A 21,724-nucleotide genomic window follows, 5' to 3' on the forward strand; every position below is an offset into this window, starting at 1 on the left:
CCGGCCCGGCGCCCCGCACCCCGCGTACCCGGCACGCCGTACCCCACGTAGGAGCACCCCTGGACATGCCAGATAGCCTTCGCCCATGACCTCCCAGCGTTCCCGTCGCGCCGCAGCCACTCTCGGCGCTGTTTCCGCCGGACTCCTCGTGCTGTCTGCCTGCGACAAGCCGACGCCGATGGCCACCGTCACGTTCGGCACCGAGTCGGTCAGCACCGAGGCCGAGTGCTACGAGACCCTCAGCGCCGAGCAGGCCGCGAAGTGCGCCAGGGAGAAGCCGTCGAAGTCGATCGACGTGCCCCAGGGCGAGACCCTGCGCATCGGTGTCGACCCGGAGATCGCGGAGACCGGCTGGGCCCTGTGGATCAACGGGGAGCCCGCCACCGACACGTTCAAGAAGACGTACTGGGCCTTCCAGAACGCCGACCTGTTCGCCACGCAGCCCGGTCAGACCGCGCAGAAGTCGCTGACGATCAGCGTCGTCGAGCAGAAGAAGGGCTCCACGCAGTACAAGGGCGTCTGGAACTTCAAGTTCGAGAACCCGGACGCCTGATCCGCGTACGCCGCCCATGCGCATCCTCGTAGCCACCGCGGTCCCCGCCGAGCGGGACGCGGTGGCACGCGCGTTCCCGGGCCCGTTCACGGAGGTTCCCCTCCCGACGGCGTCCCTGCACCGCCACACCGCCTCCGGGTCCGTGTACGACCTCCTCGCCGCCGGTGTGGGGCCCGCGCTCGCCGCCGCCTCCACCGCCGCCGCGCTCACCGCCGGGGTGCTCGGTGGGGCGCCGTACGACCTGGTGGTGTCGGCGGGGATCGCGGGGGGTTTCCCGCCGGGGGCGCCGCTCGGGTCGCTGGTGCTGGCCGAGGCGATCACGGCGGCGGACCTGGGCGCCGAGACCCCGGCCGGCTTCGTGCCGGTCACCGACCTCGGGTTCGGCACCGTCACCCATCACCCGCCGAAGGCGCTCGTGGACCTTGTCGCCGCGGCGACCGGGGCCCGTACCGGCACGGTGCTCACCGTCTCCACGGTCACCGGCAGCGCCGAGCGGGCCGCGGAGCTGCGGACCCGGCACCCGGACGCGCTGGCGGAGGCGATGGAGGGCTTCGGGGTCGCCGAGGCGGCCGCCGCGCACACGACGCCCGTACTGGAACTGCGCGCCGTCTCCAACCCCGTCGGCCCCCGCGACCGCGCGGCCTGGCGCATCGGCGACGCGCTGACCGCCCTCACCGGGGCCTTCGGGAAGCTGACGCCCGTACTGGAGAGTTGGGACCGACATGAGCCGGATGAGCCACAGGAACAGCACGAGCGGCATGAGCGCTGAGCGGGCGGCCGACACCGTGCGGATCGCCTACTCCCCCTGCCCCAACGACACGTTCGTCTTCGACGCGTGGGCCCACGGCCGGATTCCGGGCGCGCCCGCGCTGGACGTGACGTTCGCGGACATCGACATCACCAACGGCATGGCCGAGCGCGGCGACGACCTGGACGTACTGAAGGTGTCGTACGCGGTCCTGCCGTACGTCCTCGACGAGTACGCCCTGTTGCCGTGCGGCGGCGCGCTGGGCCGGGGCTGCGGGCCGCTGGTGCTGACGCGGGAGCCGGGCCCTGGGGGCACTTCCCGCGCTTCCGGCAGTGGGGGACTCACCGGGCGCACGGTGGCCGTGCCGAGCGAGCGCTCGACGGCGTATCTGCTGTTCCGCCTCTGGGTGGCGGACACGCTGCCCGGCGGGGTCGGCGAGATCGTCGTCATGCCGTTCCACGAGATCATGCCCGCCGTGCGCGACGGGAAGGTCGACGCGGGACTCGTCATCCACGAGGCCCGCTTCACCTACCGGAACTACGGGCTGCGCAAGCTCGCCGACATGGGTGAGCACTGGGAGTCGGCGACGGGCCTGCCGATCCCCCTCGGCGCGATCATCGCGAAGCGCTCGCTGGGCGAGGAGACGCTGCGCCGGCTCGCGGACACGGTCCGCGCGTCCGTCCACGCCGCCTGGGACGACCCCGAGGTGTCCCGCCCGTACGTCCTGGAACACGCGCAGGAGATGGACCCCGCCGTCGCCGACCAGCACATCGGCCTGTACGTCAACGAGTTCACGGCGGACCTGGGCGAGGACGGCTACGCGGCGATCCGCGGTCTGCTCACCCGCGCGGCGGCCGAGGGACTGGTACCGCCCCTCGGCCCGCACGCACTCGACTTCCCCTGACCGCCCCGCGGGCGGCGGCCACGACTCGGGGTACTACGCCTCGCGGGACTACACGTCCAACTGGTCGGCCACCGCCCGCAGCAGGCCGGCGATCTTCTTGCCGGCCGTGCGCTCGGGGTAGCGGCCCCGCTCCAGCATCGGTGTGATGTTCTCCAGGAGGGTCGTCAGGTCCTGCACGATCGAGGCCAGTTCGTCCGGCTTCTTGCGCTGGGCGGCGGCGACCGAGGGGGCCGGCTCCAGGATCGTCACGGACAGTGCCTGGTCGCCGCGCTGACCGGCGACGACTCCGAACTCGACGCGCTGGCCCGGCTTCAGGCTGTCCACACCGGTCGGCAGTACGGAGGAGTGGACGAAGACGTCACCGCCGTCGTCACGGGAGAGAAAGCCGAAGCCCTTCTCATTGTTGAACCATTTGACCTTGCCGGTAGGCACGTCTGTCCTCGTCCTCGTACTCGTCGGAAACTGCGTCTGAAAAGTGTTCTCGGTGTGCGGAAACTGCTCTGGATAGCACTACAGCGGGCCGCCGGGACCCGCCGGTACCCAGGCTAATGGTCTGGGGGCGGGTGACAAGACGTCCCCCGCCTGTTCTCTCGCGCTGGGAACTACCCTGGTCCGGTGCGTGACAAAACCCAACCGAATTCCGCCGAACCCGGTGACCGGCTGATCCGTGCCGGCGTCATCGTGTTCTTCGTCGGCGCCGTGGCCACACTGGTCACCGTCGCCCCGCTGTTCCTCGACACGGCCCCGTTTCCCACCTACATGTTCGGTTTGAGCATGCTCATGGGCGTCGGTTTTCTCATCGCGGGCGCGGGCGTCCTGCAATCGGTGGCGGCGGGCCGCAGGAAGGCACGCTCGCAGTCAGGCTGATCAGGCTCGCGTTTCCCGGCGGGTGTGGGCCGCCAGCCACTCGGGGAAGGCCGTCAGATCCGTGAGGACGACGTCGGCGCCCGCCTCGCGCAGCTCCCGCTCGTCGCACGGTCCGGTGGCCACGGCGACGGAGTACGCGTCGGCGGTGCGCGCGCCGCGGACGTCCCCGACGTGGTCGCCGACGTACACGCTCGCGCCGTGCTCGCGCAGCGCCCCCGCCTTGGCCTCCGCCCACAGGTCGCCGATGACGGCGTCCGGTTCCATGCCGAGGTGCTCGATGTGCAGCTTGGCGTTCGGCTCGTACTTCGCGGTGACGACGATGGCCCGCCCGCCGGCCGCCCGCACCGCGGCGATCGCCTCCCGCGCGCCCGGCATCGCGGGCGCCGCGGTGATCCCCTTCTCCAGGTAGATCTCCCGGTAGAGCGTCGCCATCGCGGGGACGTCCTCCGCGGGGAACCAGTACGCCAGTTCCTCCACGAGCGGCGGGCCCAGCCGCGTGATCGCCAGATCCGCGTCGATGTACGTCCCGGTCCGCGCCGCGAGTTCCTGGTAGCAGGCGTGGATGCCGGGGCGGGAGTCGATCAGCGTCATGTCGAGGTCGAATCCGACGGTTATGGAGGCCATGGCGCCCATTGTGGGGGGCGGGGAGCCGCGCGAACGGCCCCCACCCCCCGCACCCGCCGAACAAACCGCGCGCACCCGAGTTGTCAGCCGCCCCGGGGCCGCTGGGAGCGCCAGAGCAGATACAGCGCGGAGGAGATGGCCGCGATACGCAGCACCCACGGCCAGGTCTCCGCGACCGCGACGTTCATCTCGCCGCGGACGATGGGCTCCCCCCACCTCCCGTCGCTGCGCCCCCACAGCCACACGATGCCCCCGGCGGCCACCACTCCCGGCACGCCCAGCACCGCCCACTTGGACTCCGCGGGCGTCAACCGCCGTGACAGGTAGGCGATCAGCCAGCCGAGGCCCAGCGGCACGAGGCTCCCCATGGCCGCTCCGGCGACCAGCAACGCGGCGGCCAGCAGCAACAGCGGGTTGCTCCATCCGCCGCCGGCCGGCCGCAGCCGGGGCAGGCGAAGCCGCCGCCGGCCCGCTGGGACGTCCCCGGCCACCGTCTCCGCGTCGGCGCCCGCCGCCGCCTTCTCCACGGCGGCCGGCGCGGCGGCTCCCGCCGTCTTGCCCTCGTCCTTCGCGGGCGGCGGCTTCAGCAGCTCGGGGATCTCCACGCCGCCCACGAACCCCGGCACCGCGTCCCCGAGCCCGAACCCGATGTCCACGCCGCCGGGGCCTCCGCCGCCGACGCGCCACCAGTCGGGCTGTGCGTCGCCGTCGCCGAGTTCGTGCAGCGGGGCGAGGTGCGGCGGGGCGGAGCCCTCCGGGGACGTCCGGGGTGCCGGTTCGGCGGTACGCGGCCGGGGCACGACCTTGCGGAAACCGCCGGTGAGCCCCTTGGCCCGCTCGTCGCGCTCGTCCGTGCCACCGCCGGTCACCCGCTGCACGGGCACGGCGGCCTGCTCCTCCGGCGTGTCGCCGGGGCCGCCCGCCGCGGTGACGATGTCGTCGGGGGTGCCGAGGCGGGCGATGATGCGGCGAACGGCGGCCGGACTGTCCACCGGCGCCTTGGCCCTGCGCCGGTCGATCTCGTCCCGCAGCTCCGACACCAGACGCATACGGGTCGCGGACGGCAACTGTCGCTGCTGGGCCAGGTCACCGACCCGGCTCAGATACTCGTAGACGACCTTGTCGCTCTCAATCCCCACGAAGCCCCTCCGGGGTTGACGCGTGTCCCTCGACGGTATCGCTTCCACACCGCCCAGGACGGCACGCCGACTCTTCACCGCACAAGGGAACGCCCCGAGGACCGCCGGGACGGCACGAAGACCGCGAGGAGCGCGGGAGGCCGCGAGGCGACCGCAGGAGACTGCCGTCAGGCCCCCCCGTTCCGCCACCCTCCTCCGCTACCGTTGACCGGATGAGCACCGAGGAGCACGGCACCACGCAGCCGGCACCCCCCGGCGGAGCTGACACGGCCCCCGGCCCGTCCGAGTCCCCCGAGCCCGGCGGAGCCCCCCGCTCTCTCGCGGAAGCGCTCCGCGGCCGTGACGACCGTTCGCTCGCCGCGCTGCTCCGCGCCCGCCCGGACCTCATCACCCCCGTGCCGACGGACCTCACACAGCTGGCGACCCGCGCCGGCACCCGCGCCTCCGTGGTCCGCGCCCTGGAACGCCTGGACCGTTTCGCCCTCCAGACCGCCCAGGCCCTGGCCGTGGCCTCGGACCCGGCCCCCTACGACGAACTTCTCGGTCTCATGGCGGGCACGGGCGCGGGCGCGACCGCGGACGACACGCCCGGCCCCGCCGTCGCGGCCGCCCTGCCCCACGCGGTACGCACGCTGCGCGACCAGGCCCTGGTGTGGGGCCCCGACAGCCGGCTCCGTCTCGTCCGCACCGCCCGTGAGCTGCTCGCCCCGTCGCCGCAGCACCCGTCCCCGACCGGCCTGGGCCCGACCGTCGGCGAGGCGACGGCGGGCATGTCACCGGGCCGGGTGCAGGAGATCGTCACGGCGGTGGGCCTGCCCCGCACGCACGACTCGGTGTCCGCCGTCGCCTCCCTCTCCGGCCTGTTCACCGACGGGCCCCGTATGGCCGCGCTCCTCGGCACCGCGCCCGCCGAGGCCCTGGACGTCCTGACCCGCCTGGTGTGGGGGCCGCCGTACGGCCAGGTCACCGCGAACCCGGCGCCCCATCTGCGCTGGCTCCTCGACCGCGGTCTGCTGCTGCCCACCGCCCCCGGCACGGTCGTCATCCCGCGCGAGGTCGCCCTGCATCTGCGGGGCGGGCGGGCTCACCGGGCGGTGGAGCCGGTGCCGCCGGCCGTCGAGGCGGCGGGCACGCACCGTCCCCAGGTGGTGGACGCGACGGCGGCCGGGCAGGCGTACACGGCGCTCGCGACCGTGGAGGAGCTGCTGAAGGACTGGGACGAGGGCGGCCCGGCGGTGCTGCGGGCCGGCGGCCTGAGCGTCCGCGATCTGAAGCGGACGGCCGTCGCCCTCGACGTGCCCGAGCCGGTCGCCGCCTTCTGGGTGGAACTGGCGTACGCCGCGGGCCTGCTGGCCTCGGACGGCGAGGCCGACGAGCGGTACGCGGCGACCCCCGCGTACGACGCGTGGCTGGAGCTTCCTCCGGCGGAGCGCTGGGCGGGGCTCGCGTCGGCCTGGCTGGCGGCGACCCGTACGCCGGGGGTGGTCGGCGAGCGGGACGCCAAGGAGCGCACACTGTCGGCGCTGGGCCCCGGCCTGGACCGTTCGGCCGCGCCCGAGGTCCGGCACCGGGTGCTCACCCTGCTCGCCGAACTGCCCGAGGGCACCTCGGCCACCCCCGACTCCGTACTGGCGCGGCTCCGCTGGGAGCGCCCCAGCAGAGCCGCGCAGCCTCCCTCTCAGCCTTCCCAGACCGCGCAGGGCCCGCAGGCGCCGAAGCAGGGCCGGGCGCCGCAGGCGCAGGGCGCGCAGCCGGACGATCTGCGGGCCCGGCTGGCGCGCTGGACGCTCACCGAGGCCGAGTCCCTCGGGATCACCGGGCGGGGCGCGCTGTCCTCCCACGGGCGGGCCCTCCTCGGCCTGCCCCCGGCGACCACCGCGACCGCCGACCTGCCGGAGACGCCGGGCGACAAGCTCCCCGCCCATCACGTGCCCACCCCTGCGGCGCCCTTCCCCTCCCCGAAGCCTGTGGTCGAGCAGACCGTGGCGGCGGGCCGTGCCGCCCGGCTCCTCGCGCCGCTGCTGCCCGAGCCGCTCGACCATGTGCTGCTCCAGGCGGATCTGACGGCGGTCGCGCCGGGCCCGTTGCGGCGTCCGCTCGCCGACATGCTGGGCGTGGTGGCGGACGTGGAGTCGAAGGGTGGCGCGACGGTCTACAGGTTCACGCCGGGGTCGGTGCGCCGGGCCCTCGACGCCGGTCAGACCGCCTCCGACCTGCACGACTTCCTGACGGCCCACTCCCGTACGCCGGTGCCGCAGCCCCTCGCGTATCTGATCGACGACGTGGCGCGGCGCCACGGGCACCTGCGGATCGGCGCGGCGTCGGCGTACGTGCGGTGCGACGACGACGCGATGCTCAGCGAGATCCTCGCCGACAAGCGGTCGAAGGGGCTCGGGCTGCGCCGCCTCGCGCCGACCGTGCTCGCCGCGCAGGCGGACCCGGCGGCGCTGCTCGAGGGGTTGCGCGCGATGGGGTACGCGCCGGCCGCCGAGTCCGCGGAGGGCGACGTCCTGATCACTCGCGCCCTCGCCCACCGCACCCCGGCCCGTACGGCCCCGGAGCCCGTGCCGGACGGTCCGCCGGCCCCCGACGACACCTTGCTGGCCGCCGCGATCCGTGCCATCCGCGCCGGTGATCTGGCGTCGACGGCACCCCGGCGGACGAGCGGCACCCCGGTCCCGTCCGGGACGCTGCCGCGCACCAGTTCCGCCGAGACCCTCGCCACGATGCAGGCGGCAGTCCTCACCGGCGAGGCCCTGTGGATCGGCTACGTCAACGCCGAGGGCTCCGCCAGCCAGCGCGTCATCGCCCCGGTGCGCGTCGAGGGCGGCTTCGTGACGGCGTACGACCACACGGCGGACGAGGTCCGGACGTTCCCGCTGCACCGCATCACGGGCGTCGCGGAACTGGCGGACGACTCGATCTGACCCCGGTGACCCCCGATGGGCCCGGCTACCCCTGAGGCGCCCGTCCCCGCCCTCCGTTCCATGATCAAATCGCGGCCCGGCCGTCACCCGTTCGGGCGGGCGCGGATGTTCATGCAGGCCATCCCCGGTTTTCCCTCCGACGAGGGGTCGTGCGGGGGCGTGCGCATCGGGGTGGGGGCCGCCGGGCAGCCACCCTGGGTCCGATGCGAGATCGACGTCCACGCTCGAAAGGTTCACAGGTCCGTATGCGTTCCCTCCCCGTACTGCTCGGCGCCCTCGCCGCAGCCGCCCTGGTCGGTGTGCTCGCCCCGCCCGCCGCGGCCAACCCCAGCCCCCTGCCCCTCCCCGAACTCGGCACCATGGTCGGGGAGGGGCTCACCGTGGAGGGGCCGCTCATCCAGAACGTCAGCCTGCTGAAGTGACTCAGCCCGCCGAGGGGACGCGGCGCAGCCGGTAGCTGTCCCCTTCGAGGCGGACGATGTCGGCGTGGTGCGCCAGCCGGTCCACGACGGCCGGGGCGGCCCCGCCGAAGATCTCGTCCCAGCGGCCGAGGGGGCGGTCGCTGGTGACGATCAGGGAGGCCCGCTCGTAGCGGTGGGCGACGAGCTGGAAGAGGAGCCGGGCGGTGTCGGGGTCGAAGGGCAGGTAGCCGACCTCGTCGACGATCAGCAGGGGGCAGGCGTCGAGCGCGGACAGTTCCCCGGCGAGCCGGCCCTCGGACCGTGCCCCGGCCAGCCGCGCGGCCCACTCCTCCGCGGTGGCGAACCGCACCTGGTTCCCCGCCTGGCAGGCCCGTACGCCGAGGCCGATCGCGAGGTGCGTCTTGCCGGTGCCGGGGGCGCCGACGAAGACGACGTTGCGCCGGGCGGCCAGGAAGTCCAGCGTCCCGAGGCGGGCCAGCAACTGCCGGTCGAAGGTGCGCGGGTGGCCCGGGTCGAAGTCCTCCAGCAGCTTGCGTGCGGGGAACCCGGCGTCCCTCAGACGGCTCTCGCCCTCCGCCCCGCCCGCCGCCGCGTGCGGCACGACACGGTCCCGGCCCCGCGCGAACACCGTCCCGTGCCGGCGAGTCTCCCGCTCGCGCGCCGCGTGCTTCTCGTCCGAGCCGGCCTGCGCCGGGATCGGCAGCGGGGCCGGGCCCAGGACCGGGGTGGAGGGGAGGGACGGCCCGCCGGCCCCGTGCTCCTGGTCCCACGGCGGGCCGACCGGTCCATGGGCGCCGCCTGGGTCGGCGGGCCCTAGGGGTGCGGGCAGGACGGGGTCGGCCGGGCCGCGCGGGTCGCGGTGCGGGACGGGGTCGGCCGGGCCGCGCGGGTCGCGGTGCGGGACGGGGTGCGGGCCGTGGCCCTTCTCCTCACGGAGCATCGGCCCCGACATGTACGCCAGGAGCACCGCCGAGACGATGAACGCCATGTGGATCACCGTGCCCCACAGCAGCGCGTGGCGGGAGGTGTGGTGGACGTCGACGAACATCTGGAGCAGATGGACGGAGGAGATGCCGACGATGGCGGTGGCGAGCTTGACCTTCAGGACGTTGGAGTTGACGTGGGAGAGCCATTCGGGCTGGTCGCGGTGGCCCTGGAGGCCGATGCGCGAGACGAAGGTCTCGTAGCCGCCCACGATGGTCATGATCAACAGGTTGGCGATCATGACGACGTCGACCAGCTTGAGCACCGCGAGCATGACGTAGTTCTCGGTGGCACTGCCGCCGACGCACTTGACGATTAACGTCCACAGCTCGTTGAAGAACTTGTAGACGTACACCCCCTGTGCGGCGACGAGACCGAAGTACAGCGGTGCCTGGAGCCAGCGAGTGGCGAACAGGGCATAGCCGAGAGTGGTGCCCTGCGGGGAGGCGGGCGGGGTGACCGGGCCGGCGGGGGAAGATGGCTGCACGGTTCAACATTCTTGGGGAGCCCTTGCCTCATATCTGAATTCCCTCCACTCATCGGAATGAAAAGACATCCAATAAGACTGATGTGAGGGAGAGGCCGGGCGGAACGACCCCGGCGAAAGGGCGGAACGATCAGGCACACTGGACGTTTGGCCGAAACGAAAGGGTCCCGCGCGTGAATGGTCCACTCATCGTCCAGTCCGACAAGACCCTGCTCCTGGAGGTCGACCACGAGCGGGCGGACGACTGCCGTCGGGCCATCGCGCCGTTCGCCGAGCTGGAGCGGGCTCCGGAGCACATCCACACCTATCGGGTGACGCCGCTCGGGCTGTGGAACGCGCGGGCCGCCGGCCACGACGCGGAGCAGGTCGTGGACGCGCTGGTCGAGTTCAGCAGATACCCGGTGCCGCACGCGCTGCTCGTCGACATCGCCGAGACGATGGACCGCTACGGCCGTCTCACCCTGAGCAAGCACCCCGCCCACGGCCTCGTCCTCACCACCACCGACCGCCCGGTCCTGGAGGAGATCCTGCGGTCGAAGCGGATCACCCCGCTCGTCGGCGCCCGGATCGACCCGGACACCGTCGCCGTGCACCCTTCGGAGCGGGGGCAGATCAAGCAGACGCTGCTGAAGCTGGGCTGGCCGGCCGAGGACCTCGCCGGGTACGTCGACGGCGAGGCGCACCCCATCGAGCTGCACGAGGACGGCTGGGCGCTGCGGCCCTACCAGAAGCAGGCCGTGGAGAACTTCTGGCACGGCGGCAGCGGTGTCGTCGTCCTCCCCTGCGGCGCCGGGAAGACGCTGGTCGGGGCCGGTTCCATGGCGCAGGCGAAGTCGACCACGCTGATCCTCGTCACCAACACCGTCTCCGCCCGGCAGTGGAAGCACGAGCTGGTGAAGCGGACCTCGCTGACCGAGGACGAGGTCGGCGAGTACAGCGGGACGCGCAAGGAGATCCGTCCGGTCACCATCGCGACCTACCAGGTGCTGACGACGCGGCGGAAGGGTGTCTATCCGCACCTGGAGCTGTTCGACTCCCGTGACTGGGGCCTCATCGTCTACGACGAGGTGCATCTGCTGCCCGCGCCCGTCTTCAAGTTCACGGCGGACCTCCAGGCGCGGCGGCGGCTCGGTCTGACGGCGACGCTGGTGCGGGAGGACGGCCGGGAGTCGGACGTGTTCTCCCTGATCGGGCCCAAGCGGTTCGACGCGCCCTGGAAGGAGATCGAGTCGCAGGGCTACATCGCGCCCGCCGACTGTGTCGAGGTCCGGGTGAACCTCACCGACTCCGAGCGGCTCGCCTACGCCACCGCCGAGCAGGAGGAGAAGTACCGCTTCTGCTCCACGACCGCGACCAAGCGCCGGGTGACCGAGGCGATCGTCCGCCGCTTCGCCGGGCAGCAGATCCTCGTCATCGGCCAGTACATCGACCAGCTCGACGAGCTGGGCGCCCATCTGGACGCGCCGGTGATCAAGGGCGAGACGTCGAACGCGCAGCGCGAGAAGCTGTTCGACGCGTTCCGCGAGGGCGAGATCAACGTCCTGGTCGTCTCCAAGGTCGCCAACTTCTCCATCGACCTGCCGGAGGCGACCGTCGCCATCCAGGTGTCCGGTACGTTCGGCTCACGCCAGGAGGAGGCCCAGCGACTGGGCCGGGTCCTGCGCCCCAAGGCCGACGGCCATCAGGCGCACTTCTACTCCGTCGTCGCCCGCGACACCATCGACCAGGACTTCGCCGCCCACCGGCAGCGCTTCCTCGCCGAACAGGGCTACGCCTACCGGATCATGGACGCGGACGAGATCCTGGCGGACGACGCCTGAGCGCGCGATGCCGCCCTCGCCTGTGGCCGAGGTGGTGCGTGGCCGGAGCCGGTGGGGGGACCGGCCCCGGCCACGCCGGGGGTGGGAGGGATGGCTTCGGGATGCGCTGAGCGCCGTGCGACCGACGATGACGGTGGCCGCCGCCCTGAGTGCGGATGCGGGCGGTGGCTACGGGTCGTCGCCCAGGGGCCGGGGTGCGGTGTGCGAGGCGTGGGAATGACGTGAGCGGTCGAGCGATGACGTGACGTGGGACTGGGAGTCGGCCCCGGAGCGGGCCAGGAGTGCCCGTGCTCCGACGCGCGGGGTCGGGGCCTGTTCCGTGGACGGCGGGGCGCGTCAGGTGGGGCGGCGTATGCCCGCTTCCTCCGCGTACTCTCCGAGCACGATCACGCCGAAGGCGGCGCCCGCGAAGACCTTGACGGCCCGGAGGGCGTCCGCGAGGCGGTGGCGAGGGTGACGGCCGTCGAGGCCGGTCGCACCGGACGGCGGACCGGGTCGGCCGGCGGCCGAGGCTGGGATGAAGGTCGCTGCACTCATGTATCCATGGTGGAACGTCCGCCCGTGAATGGGATCGGTCCATGGATGGAACTGGCTGAGCCCTCCACTCACCCTCAGGTCGTGCCGCCCCCTAATACCCCCGGCCTACCCACCCCCTAGGGGCTACGGCGGCGGGACCCCGACCGGCGGACCGAAATCCGTTGGCCCTCTCGCCCTCGCCTCGCCTACACTCTCCGCCCTTGCCCGCCTCCCGTTCGTGGAGCGCCGCCGTCCGGACGGAAACCGGCCGGCTCACCCCACCCCCAGCAACGGATCCCGTGGATCCCGTAGGCCCCCGGAGGCACTCCCTTGTCCGCGCCCGCCGACGAAGAGATCAATCCCCTCACCCGCGAACGCGACCACCTCGCCGCCTCCCGTTCCGCGCTGCGCGCCATGCGGGAGGACGTGGAGGCGCTGGACATCCGTGACGTGACCGCGAACTGGGTGAACGCGGAGGTGCTCGCCCGCCAGATCGACGAGCGGATCAAGGCCCTCGCCGACCTGAGCGACACCCCGCTCTTCTTCGGCCGCCTCGACTACCTGCACGCGCCGGGCGCCGAGCGGGCCGAGGGCGCGGAGGGCGAGAGGTTCTACATCGGGCGCCGGCATGTGCACGACGCGGACGGCGACCCGATGGTGATCGACTGGCGCGCCCCCGTGTCGCAGCCGTTCTACCGGGCGTCCAAGAAGGACCCGATGGACGTCGCGCTGCGCCGCCGCTTCGGCTACACCGGCGGCGACCTCACCGCGTACGAGGACGAGCACCTCTCCGACCCCGCCGAGGCGGCGACCACCAGCAAGCTGCTCCAGCAGGAGATCGAGCGCCCCCGCGTGGGCCCGATGCGGGACATCGTCGCCACGATCCAGCCCGAGCAGGACGAGATCGTCCGCTCCGACCTGTCCGGCAGCCTCTGCGTCCAGGGCGGCCCCGGCACCGGCAAGACCGCCGTCGGCCTGCACCGGGTCGCCTACCTCCTGTATGCCCACCGTGAGCGTCTCTCCCGCACCGGCACCCTCGTCATCGGCCCGAACCGCTCCTTCCTGCACTACATCGAGCAGGTGCTCCCGGCGCTGGGCGAGCTGGAGGTCAAGCAGGCCACCGTCGACGACCTGGTGGCCCATGTGGAGGTGCGGGGGACGGACGAGGCGGCCGCCGCCGTCGTCAAGGGCGACGCCCGGATGGCGGAGGTGCTCCGCCGCGCCGTCCGCGCCCACGTCACCCTGCCCACGGAGCCCGTCGTGGTCGTACGGGGGTCGCGCCGCTGGCGCGTCCCGGCGTACGAACTGGAGGACATCGTCAAGGAGTTGCTCGACCGGGACATCCGCTACGGCGCCGCCCGCGACGCCCTGCCGCAGCGGATCGCGCACGCCGTGCTGGTGCAGATGGAGCGGTCCGGCGAGGCGCCCGACGACCGGGTGCAGGACGCGGTCGCCCGCAACACCGCCGTGAAGGCGGCCGTGAAGGCGATCTGGCCGCCCGTCGACCCCGCGAAGCTGGTCCTGCGGCTGCTCACCGACGCCGACTTCCTCGCCGAGCACGCGCGGGGTGTGCTGACCGACGACGAGCAGAAGACGATCCTGTGGGCCAAGCCGGCGCGGAGCGTGAAGACCGCCAAGTGGTCCGCCGCCGACGCCGTGCTGATCGACGAGGCCACCGACCTGGTGCAGCGCACGCACTCCCTCGGCCATGTCGTCCTCGACGAGGCGCAGGACCTGTCCCCCATGCAGTACCGGGCGGTGGGCCGCCGCTGCACCACCGGTTCGGCGACCGTCCTCGGCGACCTCGCGCAGGGCACCACCCCGTGGGCGACCCGGAGCTGGCAGGAGGCCCTGGCCCATCTGGGCAAGGCCGAGGCGCACATCGAGGAGCTGACCGCCGGTTTCCGTGTGCCGACCGACGTCATCGCCTACGCCTCCCGGCTGCTGCCCCACATCGCGCCCGGCCTGACCCCGGTGGCGTCCGTCCGGGAGAACCCGGGCTTCTTCGACGTACGGCCCGTCGAGGACGACGCACGGGTGATCGCCGCCTGCGAGGAGCTGCTGCGCAACGAGGGGTCGGTCGGTCTGATCGCCGCCGACGCGCGCGTGCCGGCGCTGGCCGAGGCCCTCACGGCGGCCGGGATCGGCTACCTCGCGCCGGGTGAGGAGACGACGTACGAGACGCGCCTCACCCTCGTACCGGCGTCGCTCGCGAAGGGCCTGGAGTACGACTACGTGGTGCTGGACGAGCCGCGGGCCGTGGTCGACGGGGAGCCGGACGAGCGGACGGGGCTGCGTCGCCTGTACGTGGCGCTGACCCGTGCGGTGTCGGGCCTGATCGTGACGCACGCGGCGCCGCTGCCGGAGCAGCTGGCCTGAGAGCCTCCGCGGCCGGCCCGAGTCCGAGAAAGGGCGGCGGCCCCCGGCGACCGAGGTCACCGGGGGCCGCTGCACGCGCGTCGGCCTACTTGAACTTGTTGCTGGTGGCCAGGTAGACCTCCTTGGCGTTCCTCCCCAGCCGCGGGCCGGTGATGAACGTCGAGCGGTCGCTCAGCGAGTTGTTGGAGACCAGGTAGGTGCGGCCCTTGTGGCTCATGAACCAGGGGCCGCCGGAGGCGCCGCCGTTCATGGTGCAGCCGACCATGTACTGGGCCGGGTAGTCGCTCGGGTAGCTGTAGCCGAGGACGAAGCGCTTGGTGGCGCCCTGGCAGTGGTACATCTTCGAGCCGTCGTACGGGGCCTCGGCCGGGTAGCCGCGCACCTTCATGTTCTTGACCTTGTTGGCGGCCGGGGCGTTGAACCACACCGGGAGCGCCGAACCGACGCGCTCCTCCAGCGACTTGGCGCCCTTCTCCGGCTTCACATGGAGGACGGCGTAGTCGTACGCGGCGGCCACGGTGCCCTGGCTGGCGTTGCCGCCCTTGATCCAGGTGCCGGAGGTGGTGGCCCAGTCGGCCCAGAAGAGGCCGTACGGGGAGACGTTGCTCGCGCGGTAGTTGGCGGAGGCCTGGCTGATGTTCAGCTTGGCGGTGTTGTTGAAGGACGGGACGAAGGCGATGTTGCGGTACCAGCCGCCGCCCTTGCCCGCGTGCACGCAGTGGCCGGCGGTCCACACCAGGTTGGACTTGCCGGGGTGGGCCGGGTCCTTCACCACGGCGGCCGAGCAGACGCTGGAGCCCTGGGGGGTGGTGAAGAAGAGCTTGCCGACCGGGGCGGCGTTCTTGTGGTAGGTCGCCTTGACCTTGGAGGCGTTCTGCCGCTTCACCGAGCCGTCGGGCAGCCAGACCTTGGTGGTCTTGTTCGACCCCTTCGACACGTTGCCCGCGTCGGCGATCTCCGGCAGCCGCGTGGGCATCTGGGCCTTGGCCTTGGCGATGCGCTCGGGGGTCCAGAAGTCCTCGATGTAGGGATTGGCGAAGTCCTCCGCCTTGGAGGCCCAGTCGTCGAAGTCCTGCCAGCCGCCGTTCTTCCACTTCTGCAGCGCGTCGCCGGAGAGTTCGGTGGGCACGCCCTCGGGCAGCTTGAAGCCGCCGATGGTCGTGTCGCCCCCGCCCTCGTTCTCGCCGGTGTCGACGTCCGAACCGGCGCCCGCCTGGGCGGTCGTCTCGCCCGAGGCCTTGGCGCCGTCCTCGTCGGACTTGCTGCATGCGGTGGTGGTGACCATGACCGCGGCGATCACGGCGGCGGCGGCCGTGAGACCGCGGCGACGTATGAATGGCATGGAGCCGTTCCCCCTGTGACTGAAACTTGTCATGCCCCGGCTTGGCTGGGGCGGAGACAACTATGCACGCGGGGCCGGGCCGAAATGATCGCCGGGAGGGCTCCCGCGGCGACTTCGCACACAACAACTACGTGGCGGATATCGATCCGTGATGTGACATCACGTCACCACGTGACGCCCCGTCCGCCGCGTGGGGCGGTGAACTCACAGGCCCTTCACAACGTTTGATTCTTCATCACTCCGACACCTCCCGCCTCTTGTGCACTACCGGCCAGTAGGGCGAATCTGACCTGCGCATGCCATCCCCCGCCGGTGTGCCCCACCCCGGCCCCCGGGCGTCCCCCGCGCCGCGGTCGATCAGGAGGTCGCAGTGAAGACAAGTCCGCGCTCAGGCAGGTCCCGTCGTCTGCAGAGATCCGTGTTCACCGTGGGCGGCGCGCTCGCCCTGGTCGTCGGCGTGGCCGGCAGCGCGTACGCGGCCCCGCCCGGGGCCCTGCCCGCCAACGCGGAGGCGCTGGAGAGGACATGGCAACCGGCGTACGACTACGACACCGACGGCTGCTACTCGACCCCGGCGATCGGACCGGACGGCACGGTCAACGGCGGTCTGAAGCCCACCGGCGCCCTCAACGGCAACTGCCGGGACGCGTCCGACCTGGACAACACCAACGGCTACGCGCGCTCCAAGTGCAACAACGGCTGGTGCGCGATCCTGTACGACCTCTACTTCGAGAAGGACCAGGCCGTCCCCGGCTCCAGCATCGGCGGCCACCGCCACGACTGGGAGCACGTGGCGGTCTGGGTGCAGAACGGCACCGCCCAGTACGTGTCGACGTCCGCGCACGGCGGATTCAGTGTCCACCCGGCGTCGGCGGTCCGCTGGGACGGCACCCACGCCAAGATCGTCTACCACAAGGACGGCATCCGCACGCACTGCTTCCGCCTCGCGGGCTCGGGCGACGAGCCCCCGGAGAACCACAAGGGCACCTGGCAGTACCCGCCGCTCGTCGGCTGGAACGGCTACCCGTCCGGCATCCGCGAGAAGCTGGTCGCCCACGACTTCGGCAGCGCGAACTTCGGTCTGAAGGACGGCAGCTTCGAGTCGAACCTGGCGAAGGCGAAGCCGTCGGGGATCGCGTTCGACCCGTACGCGTAACGAGGCCGCCGCCGGGGGCGCGCCCGGTCACGGACCCGCACGTGCGGCGGACGCTGGCCGTCGGGGGCGCGCGCCCAGCTCACGCCTCCGAGGCGCACCCCTTGGTCTCGCGGCTCGCGCCCGGCGGCCAGACGATGTCCACGGGGAGGCCGGCGCGGCGGGCGTCGGCCACGGCCGTGGCGGTGCCGCCCTGGGCGGTGGACGTCTCGCCGTCCCAGACGGCGACCAACCGGTGGGCGCGCCGCACCAGTTCACGGTTGGCGTCCTCGTACGCCTGTCCGCCCGCGTTGTCGTGGCCGAGGACGAGCACCTCGGCCGCGGCCCCGAGCAGCCGGTCGAACGTCGCGGCCTGCTCGGCGCCCGCCTGACGTTCCCGGTAGTCCCGCGCCGGGATCACCGCGACCAGTCGGCCGCCGAGCGCGAGGACCGCCTCGGCGAAGAGCGAGTCGGCACCGCCGGCGAGACAGGAGAGCCCGGTGATCCCCTCCTCCGCGTACGGCCCGAGGAACTCCCGCAGGGCCCGGCGTACGAGGGGAACGCTCGCCTCGGTCAGGTCCATGTGCCCGGTCACGGCGATGGCGATCAAGCGGACCTCACCCGGCCGGTGCCCCGAGGGGCAGGGTTCGCCCCGTCCCGCGGACGGTGTCCGCCGGGGCGCTGGAAGGAATCCACGGATCGTAGGGCGAGGCCCCGTCGAGCGGAAGCCCGGCGGGGTTCAGCCGCTCTTTCTGAGGGCGCTCATGATGTCCTTCAAGGAGCGGACGCACGAGGCCCGCGTCCGCCGCGTTGACGGCGGACCCGCGTGAAGGGGCGCGCCCTCAGAGGGCCACGGCGCTGCCGACGCCCGCGTCCAGCGCGGTGCGCCACTCCCGTACGGCGTCGGCGTCGACCGGCGCGTCCCAGCCGCCGGGGCGGGCGGCGCCGCCGATGTGGAAGGCGTCGAGGCCGGCGGCGCGCAGGCCGGGCAGGTGGTCGAGGCGGAGCCCGCCGCCGACCATGAGCCGCGGGGCGTAGCCGGGCTCGCCGCGCCGGGCCGCCTCCGCGAGGAGGGTCGGCAGACCGTCGTCGACGCCGTCCGCCGAGCCCGCCGTGAGATACGTGTCCAGCCCCGGCAGGTCCGCGAGCCGCTTGCGCAGGGCGTCGCGGTCGGCGGCGCGGTCGATGGCGCGGTGGAAGGTCCAGCGGCAGCCGTCGAGTTCGGCGACCAGCCGTTCGAGGACGGGCAGGTCGGGCTCGCCGAGCGGGTCGAGGAACCCGAGCACGAACTCCTCGGCCCCGGCCGCCCGCATGTCGCACACGACCCGGACCAGCGCGTCCGCGTCCCCCGCCGCGAACCCGTCGGCGAGCCGCAGCATCACCCGCGCCGGGATGTCCACGGCGGCCCGCACCTCGGCGAACGTCCGCACGGTCGGCGAGAGCCCGTCGGCGCGCATGTCGGCGACCAGTTCCAGCCGGTCGGCTCCGCCGGTCTGCGCGGCGACGGCGTCCCTGGCGTCCAGGGCGATGACCTCAAGGAGGACGGGCGTGGCCATGGGGCCCCTTCCGGTTCGGGCACGTCGTACGACGACAGCGGGCGACAACAGGTCTAGTCCAATTTACCAACAAACCCGCTCGTTGGACCGGCCCCTCACGATTCGCGTACGGCCGACCACGCTCCGCACCTACGCTCGGGGGTGGCGCAGACCCAACAGAACCGGCTGTCAAAGGAGGACGTCGTCCCATGAGCAACACGAAGATCCTCGACCCGTCACAGTCCACCCGCGCCCTGTACGGCGCGGAACTCCGCCACCGCCGCGAGCGGGCGGGCATGACCCAGGAGGAGCTGGGGCGGCGATGTTCATCAGCGGGGCGTACGTGGGGATGCTGGAGGTGGGGGTACGGCGGATGCAGCCGGAGTTCGCGAGGATGGCGGACCAAGTACTGGACGCGGACGGGTTCTTCACGCGGAACCTGGAGGCCGCGCGGAAGTCGCCGTACGAGCACCACTTCGCGGACGTGGTGGAGTTCGAGGGCCTGGCCCTCACCATCAAGGACTGGGCGCCGATCCTGGTACCGGGTCTGCTTCAGACGGCGGGGTACACACGGGCGGTGGTGCGGGCGTACGACCCGGTCCTGACGGAGGACGTGGTGGAGGAACGGGTCGCTGCCCGCAAGGCCCGAGCACACATCTTCGGCGACCCGACGAGGCCGCGGTACTGGGCGGTCCTGGACGAGATGGTGCTACGGCGCCCGGTGGGCGGCCCGGCGGTGATGGCGGAGCAACTCCGGCACATCGCGGCGATGGTCCGACGCAACCGGATCATCGTGCAGGTGCTGCCTCTGGCCGAGGGAGCGGAGGCCGGGATGACGGGGATGTTCAAGCTGATGACCTTCGAGGATGCCCCTCCCCTTGTGTACTCCGATGCGGCCGAAACAGGCCGCTTGCAGGACGATCCGGCTGTGGTGACCCGTTCCACGCCGACCTACGATCTGCTTGGGGGTGCGGCGCTGTCGCCTGGCGCGTCCCTCGCCCTGATCGAGCAGGCGGCCAAGGAGTACGAGGATGCGCACCGCTCCCGATCTGAGGACCGTGACTCGGCGTAAGAGCAGTTACAGCGCAGGCACGTCGGACGAATGCGTGGAGATCGCCGGCGACTTCACGGGCGCCGCCGTCTCCTGGCGCAGGTCGAGCTACAGCGGCGGTAACAGCGCGGAGTGCGTCGAAGTCTCCGACGACCTCCCCGGCGTCGTCCCTGTCCGCGACAGCAAGAACCCCACCGACGGTGTGCTGCTCCTCGGCGCCACTGCCTGGTCGGCCTTCGTCGCGGCGGCGGGCCGGGAGCTTTTCTCAAGTGGATCGTGGAGCGCGCCTACGGGATCTTGATGCTGCACCGCAGGCTTGTGCGCGATGACGAGCACCTGCCGCGCAGTTCGGAGTCGCGGGTGTACTGGGCGATGACCTCGGTGATACCGCGCCGGCTGACCGGGGCCACCGCTGGGGCCCCTGACTGAGCGCGGAATTCTGGTCGAGGCCGAGCAGGGCTTGTTCACCCAGCCACGGCCGTAGCCGCCAGGCGACACCGCGGCCGGTCCGCTCGCCCCTCCCGAAAGCGCGAAACGGACATCGACTTACGCACCGCCTCTCTGCTCCTGAACTGCATCGATCATGCCGTCCACCACCTCGGTCACCGGCTTGGAGGCATCGATGATCGTCGCGCCAAGGCTTTCGTAGATCGCTCGCATCCGAGGATTCCACTTCAGGGCCGCTGCGAGCTCTTCGGGATGTTGACCGAATGGGTTCGTAGTGCGGGTCGCGAGCCGGTGACGGAGGGTGTGCTCGTCGATCACCAGGCACACGATGACGTCGAAAAGATCGAGGACGTCTGCCTCGTTCTCTGCGGACCCACACAAGAACGCGATGCGGAAACGAGACTCCTCGACGAGGGCCTCAACGCGCTCACGGACGATCTCCCACCCGTATCGATCGAGCCAGCCGCCGGGAACCGGATACGGAGGATCCATCACGACCTCGCCCTCAGCTCGGTCGATCCAGCGACTGAAGCCGTCCTCGTCGGCGTCGAGCGCGACGTAGCCACGCTCTCGCAGCACCCCGCAGACCGTGGATTTACCAGCCCCTGAATTACCCGTCACCCACACCAATGTCACGCCGCCAGCGTAGACAGGACCACTCCGGGCCAGCGCGCCCAGCTCTGCCACCCATGCCAGGTCCGCCAAGCACGCCATCGCGACGGGTCGCTCAGCCTGAGCTGCGCCGAAGCCGAGACAGCACATACCGCCCTCTAAGAGGTTCTGACGGAAATCGTCTTGGCCGAAAGCATTGACTCTGCCTCGTGCAGAACTTAACTTTTGGCCGCACTTACGAACGGTGTTCGAAATACCGGCACGGGGAGAGGGTGGTATTTCCGCATCGTCGTCAGCACCAAGGGAGTGATCAGTGGGACCTGAATTCACCCGTCGGACCATCCTCGGCCTGATGGCCGGCTCCGCAGCAGCCGCATTCACCGGAATCTCGGCCGGCACCGCCCGCGCCGCCGTGCCCGCGTCGCCCGGTGTGACGTACACGAACACCATCGCCGAGCAGCGGGCCGACCCGCACATCTTCAAGCACACCGACGGGTTCTACTACTTCACCGCGACCGTGCCGGCGTACGACCGGATCGTGCTACGCCGGGCCACCACGATCCAGGGGCTCACGTCGGCCGCCGAGACGACCATCTGGACCAGGCCCGCCACCGGCACGATGGGCGGCTACATCTGGGCCCCGGAGATCCACTTCATCGACGGCAAGTGGTACATCTACTTCGCCGCCGGTGACGCCAACAACGTCTGGCACATCCGGCCCTATGTCCTGGAGTGCGCCGACGCGAACCCGATCACGGGCACCTGGACGGTGAAGGGCCGCATCGCGCTGCCGCTGGACACCTTCTCCCTGGACGCGACGACCTTCGCCGTGAGCGGCACCCGCTATCTCGCCTGGGCGCAGAACGACCCGGCCGTCGGCCGCGGCACCAACATCTACCTCGCCCAGATGTCCAACCCCTGGACCATCACCGGCACCCCGGTCATGATCAGCAGGCCGACCGCCGCCTGGGAGACCGCCGGCGGCGAGACGGTCAACGAGGGCCCGGCCGTGCTCCAGCGGAACGGCAAGGTCTTCATGACCTTCTCCGCCAGCGCCACCGACGCCAACTACTGCATGGGCATGCTGACCGCGTCCGCCTCGGCCAACCTGCTCAGCGCCTCGTCGTGGGCCAAGAGCACCGGCCCGGTCTTCGCCAGCTTCGCCGCCACCAGCCAGTACGGCCCCGGGCACAACCAGTTCACGGTCTCCGAGGACGGCAAGTCCGACATCCTCG

21 protein-coding genes are annotated in these 21,724 nt (G+C 72.0%); 12 read left to right on the top strand and 9 right to left on the bottom strand.

The annotated features are described in order from the left end of the window. Positions 1–85: 85 nt before the first annotated feature. The 3 genes from ACZ4Z3_RS33885 to ACZ4Z3_RS33895 are packed head-to-tail and all read left to right on the top strand — an operon-like array spanning position 86 to position 2,205. Positions 86–553 carry a hypothetical protein gene (locus ACZ4Z3_RS33885; protein WP_468504623.1) on the top strand — a complete coding sequence of 156 codons (468 nt, stop codon included), beginning with the start codon at positions 86–88 and terminating at the stop codon, positions 551–553. 16 nt (positions 554–569) lie between these two features. After that, a complete protein-coding gene (locus ACZ4Z3_RS33890) occupies positions 570–1,322 on the top strand; it encodes a futalosine hydrolase (RefSeq protein WP_468504624.1) in 753 nt (250 codons plus the stop codon). After that, positions 1,312–2,205: a 1,4-dihydroxy-6-naphthoate synthase gene (locus ACZ4Z3_RS33895; protein ID WP_468504625.1), complete on the top strand. Its 894-nt coding sequence runs from the start codon at positions 1,312–1,314 to the stop codon at positions 2,203–2,205. Before ACZ4Z3_RS33890 ends, ACZ4Z3_RS33895 begins: the two co-directional genes overlap by 11 nt. A 48-nt stretch (positions 2,206–2,253) precedes the next feature. Here the strand turns inward: ACZ4Z3_RS33895 and ACZ4Z3_RS33900 are convergent, their stop codons facing one another. Continuing rightward, positions 2,254–2,637 carry a cold-shock protein gene (locus ACZ4Z3_RS33900; protein ID WP_468504626.1) on the bottom strand — a complete coding sequence of 128 codons (384 nt, stop codon included), beginning with the start codon at positions 2,635–2,637 and terminating at the stop codon, positions 2,254–2,256. 183 nt (positions 2,638–2,820) lie between these two features. On the opposite strand from ACZ4Z3_RS33900, the gene ACZ4Z3_RS33905 reads away from it, so the two are divergent. Further along, complete coding sequence (locus ACZ4Z3_RS33905; RefSeq protein ID WP_468504627.1) at positions 2,821–3,072, top strand: hypothetical protein; 252 nt, start codon at positions 2,821–2,823, stop codon at positions 3,070–3,072. Here ACZ4Z3_RS33905 and ACZ4Z3_RS33910 read toward each other — a convergent pair whose 3' ends face one another. Together ACZ4Z3_RS33910 and ACZ4Z3_RS33915 are read right to left on the bottom strand one after the other, a co-directional pair. After that, complete coding sequence (locus tag ACZ4Z3_RS33910; protein ID WP_468504628.1) at positions 3,073–3,705, bottom strand: HAD family hydrolase; 633 nt, start codon at positions 3,703–3,705, stop codon at positions 3,073–3,075. 74 nt (positions 3,706–3,779) lie between these two features. Beyond that, positions 3,780–4,835 carry a hypothetical protein gene (locus tag ACZ4Z3_RS33915; protein ID WP_468504629.1) on the bottom strand — a complete coding sequence of 352 codons (1,056 nt, stop codon included), beginning with the start codon at positions 4,833–4,835 and terminating at the stop codon, positions 3,780–3,782. A gap of 212 nt (positions 4,836–5,047) precedes the next feature. Between ACZ4Z3_RS33915 and ACZ4Z3_RS33920 the strand changes: the two genes are divergently transcribed. Both ACZ4Z3_RS33920 and ACZ4Z3_RS33925 read left to right on the top strand, forming a co-directional pair. Next, a complete protein-coding gene (locus ACZ4Z3_RS33920; protein ID WP_468504630.1) occupies positions 5,048–7,762 on the top strand; it encodes a helicase-associated domain-containing protein in 2,715 nt (904 codons plus the stop codon). Between the two features lie 245 nt (positions 7,763–8,007). Next, on the top strand, positions 8,008–8,184 hold the full coding sequence (locus ACZ4Z3_RS33925) for a hypothetical protein (protein ID WP_468504631.1): 177 nt from the start codon (positions 8,008–8,010) through the stop codon (positions 8,182–8,184). A 1-nt stretch (position 8,185) separates the two neighbouring features. Here the strand turns inward: ACZ4Z3_RS33925 and istB are convergent, their stop codons facing one another. Then, entirely contained in the window at positions 8,186–9,655 is a 1,470-nt protein-coding gene (istB, locus tag ACZ4Z3_RS33930; protein ID WP_468504632.1) for an IS21-like element helper ATPase IstB, read from the bottom strand. Positions 9,656–9,828: 173 nt separating this feature from the next. Between istB and ACZ4Z3_RS33935 the strand changes: the two genes are divergently transcribed. Continuing rightward, the gene (locus ACZ4Z3_RS33935; protein WP_468504633.1) at positions 9,829–11,475 is read left to right on the top strand and encodes a DNA repair helicase XPB; all 1,647 of its coding nucleotides are present in this window, start codon (positions 9,829–9,831) and stop codon (positions 11,473–11,475) included. Positions 11,476–11,811: 336 nt separating this feature from the next. On the opposite strand, the gene ACZ4Z3_RS33940 is transcribed toward ACZ4Z3_RS33935, so the two are convergent. Next, positions 11,812–12,012, bottom strand: a complete 201-nt coding sequence (locus ACZ4Z3_RS33940) for a hypothetical protein (protein ID WP_468504634.1) — start codon at positions 12,010–12,012, stop codon at positions 11,812–11,814. A 309-nt stretch (positions 12,013–12,321) separates the two neighbouring features. Here ACZ4Z3_RS33940 and ACZ4Z3_RS33945 point away from each other — a divergent pair, with 309 nt between their 5' ends. Further along, complete coding sequence (locus tag ACZ4Z3_RS33945) at positions 12,322–14,370, top strand: HelD family protein (RefSeq protein WP_468504635.1); 2,049 nt, start codon at positions 12,322–12,324, stop codon at positions 14,368–14,370. Positions 14,371–14,455: 85 nt separating this feature from the next. Here the strand turns inward: ACZ4Z3_RS33945 and ACZ4Z3_RS33950 are convergent, their stop codons facing one another. Next, positions 14,456–15,712, bottom strand: coding sequence for a trypsin-like serine peptidase (locus ACZ4Z3_RS33950; RefSeq protein WP_468504636.1), 1,257 nt, complete (start codon positions 15,710–15,712; stop codon positions 14,456–14,458). Between the two features lie 370 nt (positions 15,713–16,082). Here ACZ4Z3_RS33950 and ACZ4Z3_RS33955 point away from each other — a divergent pair, with 370 nt between their 5' ends. After that, entirely contained in the window at positions 16,083–16,868 is a 786-nt protein-coding gene (locus ACZ4Z3_RS33955; protein WP_468504637.1) for an NPP1 family protein, read from the top strand. A 79-nt stretch (positions 16,869–16,947) separates the two neighbouring features. On the opposite strand, the gene ACZ4Z3_RS33960 is transcribed toward ACZ4Z3_RS33955, so the two are convergent. Then, positions 16,948–17,454 (bottom strand): hypothetical protein, encoded by a 507-nt coding sequence (locus tag ACZ4Z3_RS33960; protein ID WP_468504638.1) that lies wholly within the window; start codon positions 17,452–17,454, stop codon positions 16,948–16,950. 232 nt (positions 17,455–17,686) lie between these two features. After that, the gene (locus ACZ4Z3_RS33965; RefSeq protein ID WP_468504639.1) at positions 17,687–18,400 is read right to left on the bottom strand and encodes a copper homeostasis protein CutC; all 714 of its coding nucleotides are present in this window, start codon (positions 18,398–18,400) and stop codon (positions 17,687–17,689) included. Positions 18,401–18,701: 301 nt separating this feature from the next. Here ACZ4Z3_RS33965 and ACZ4Z3_RS33970 point away from each other — a divergent pair, with 301 nt between their 5' ends. Together ACZ4Z3_RS33970 and ACZ4Z3_RS33975 are read left to right on the top strand one after the other, a co-directional pair. After that, positions 18,702–19,451, top strand: coding sequence for a DUF5753 domain-containing protein (locus tag ACZ4Z3_RS33970; protein WP_468504640.1), 750 nt, complete (start codon positions 18,702–18,704; stop codon positions 19,449–19,451). Next, positions 19,438–19,731, top strand: a complete 294-nt coding sequence (locus ACZ4Z3_RS33975; protein ID WP_468504641.1) for a DUF397 domain-containing protein — start codon at positions 19,438–19,440, stop codon at positions 19,729–19,731. Before ACZ4Z3_RS33970 ends, ACZ4Z3_RS33975 begins: the two co-directional genes overlap by 14 nt. 245 nt (positions 19,732–19,976) lie before the next feature. Here the strand turns inward: ACZ4Z3_RS33975 and ACZ4Z3_RS33980 are convergent, their stop codons facing one another. Next, on the bottom strand, positions 19,977–20,513 hold the full coding sequence (locus ACZ4Z3_RS33980; protein WP_468504642.1) for an AAA family ATPase: 537 nt from the start codon (positions 20,511–20,513) through the stop codon (positions 19,977–19,979). 328 nt (positions 20,514–20,841) lie between these two features. On the opposite strand from ACZ4Z3_RS33980, the gene ACZ4Z3_RS33985 reads away from it, so the two are divergent. Continuing rightward, the coding region (locus tag ACZ4Z3_RS33985; protein ID WP_468504652.1) for a glycoside hydrolase family 43 protein at positions 20,842–21,724 on the top strand (883 nt) is incomplete at its 3' end.

It is taken from the genome of Streptomyces sp. NPDC030296 (genome assembly GCF_055572815.1).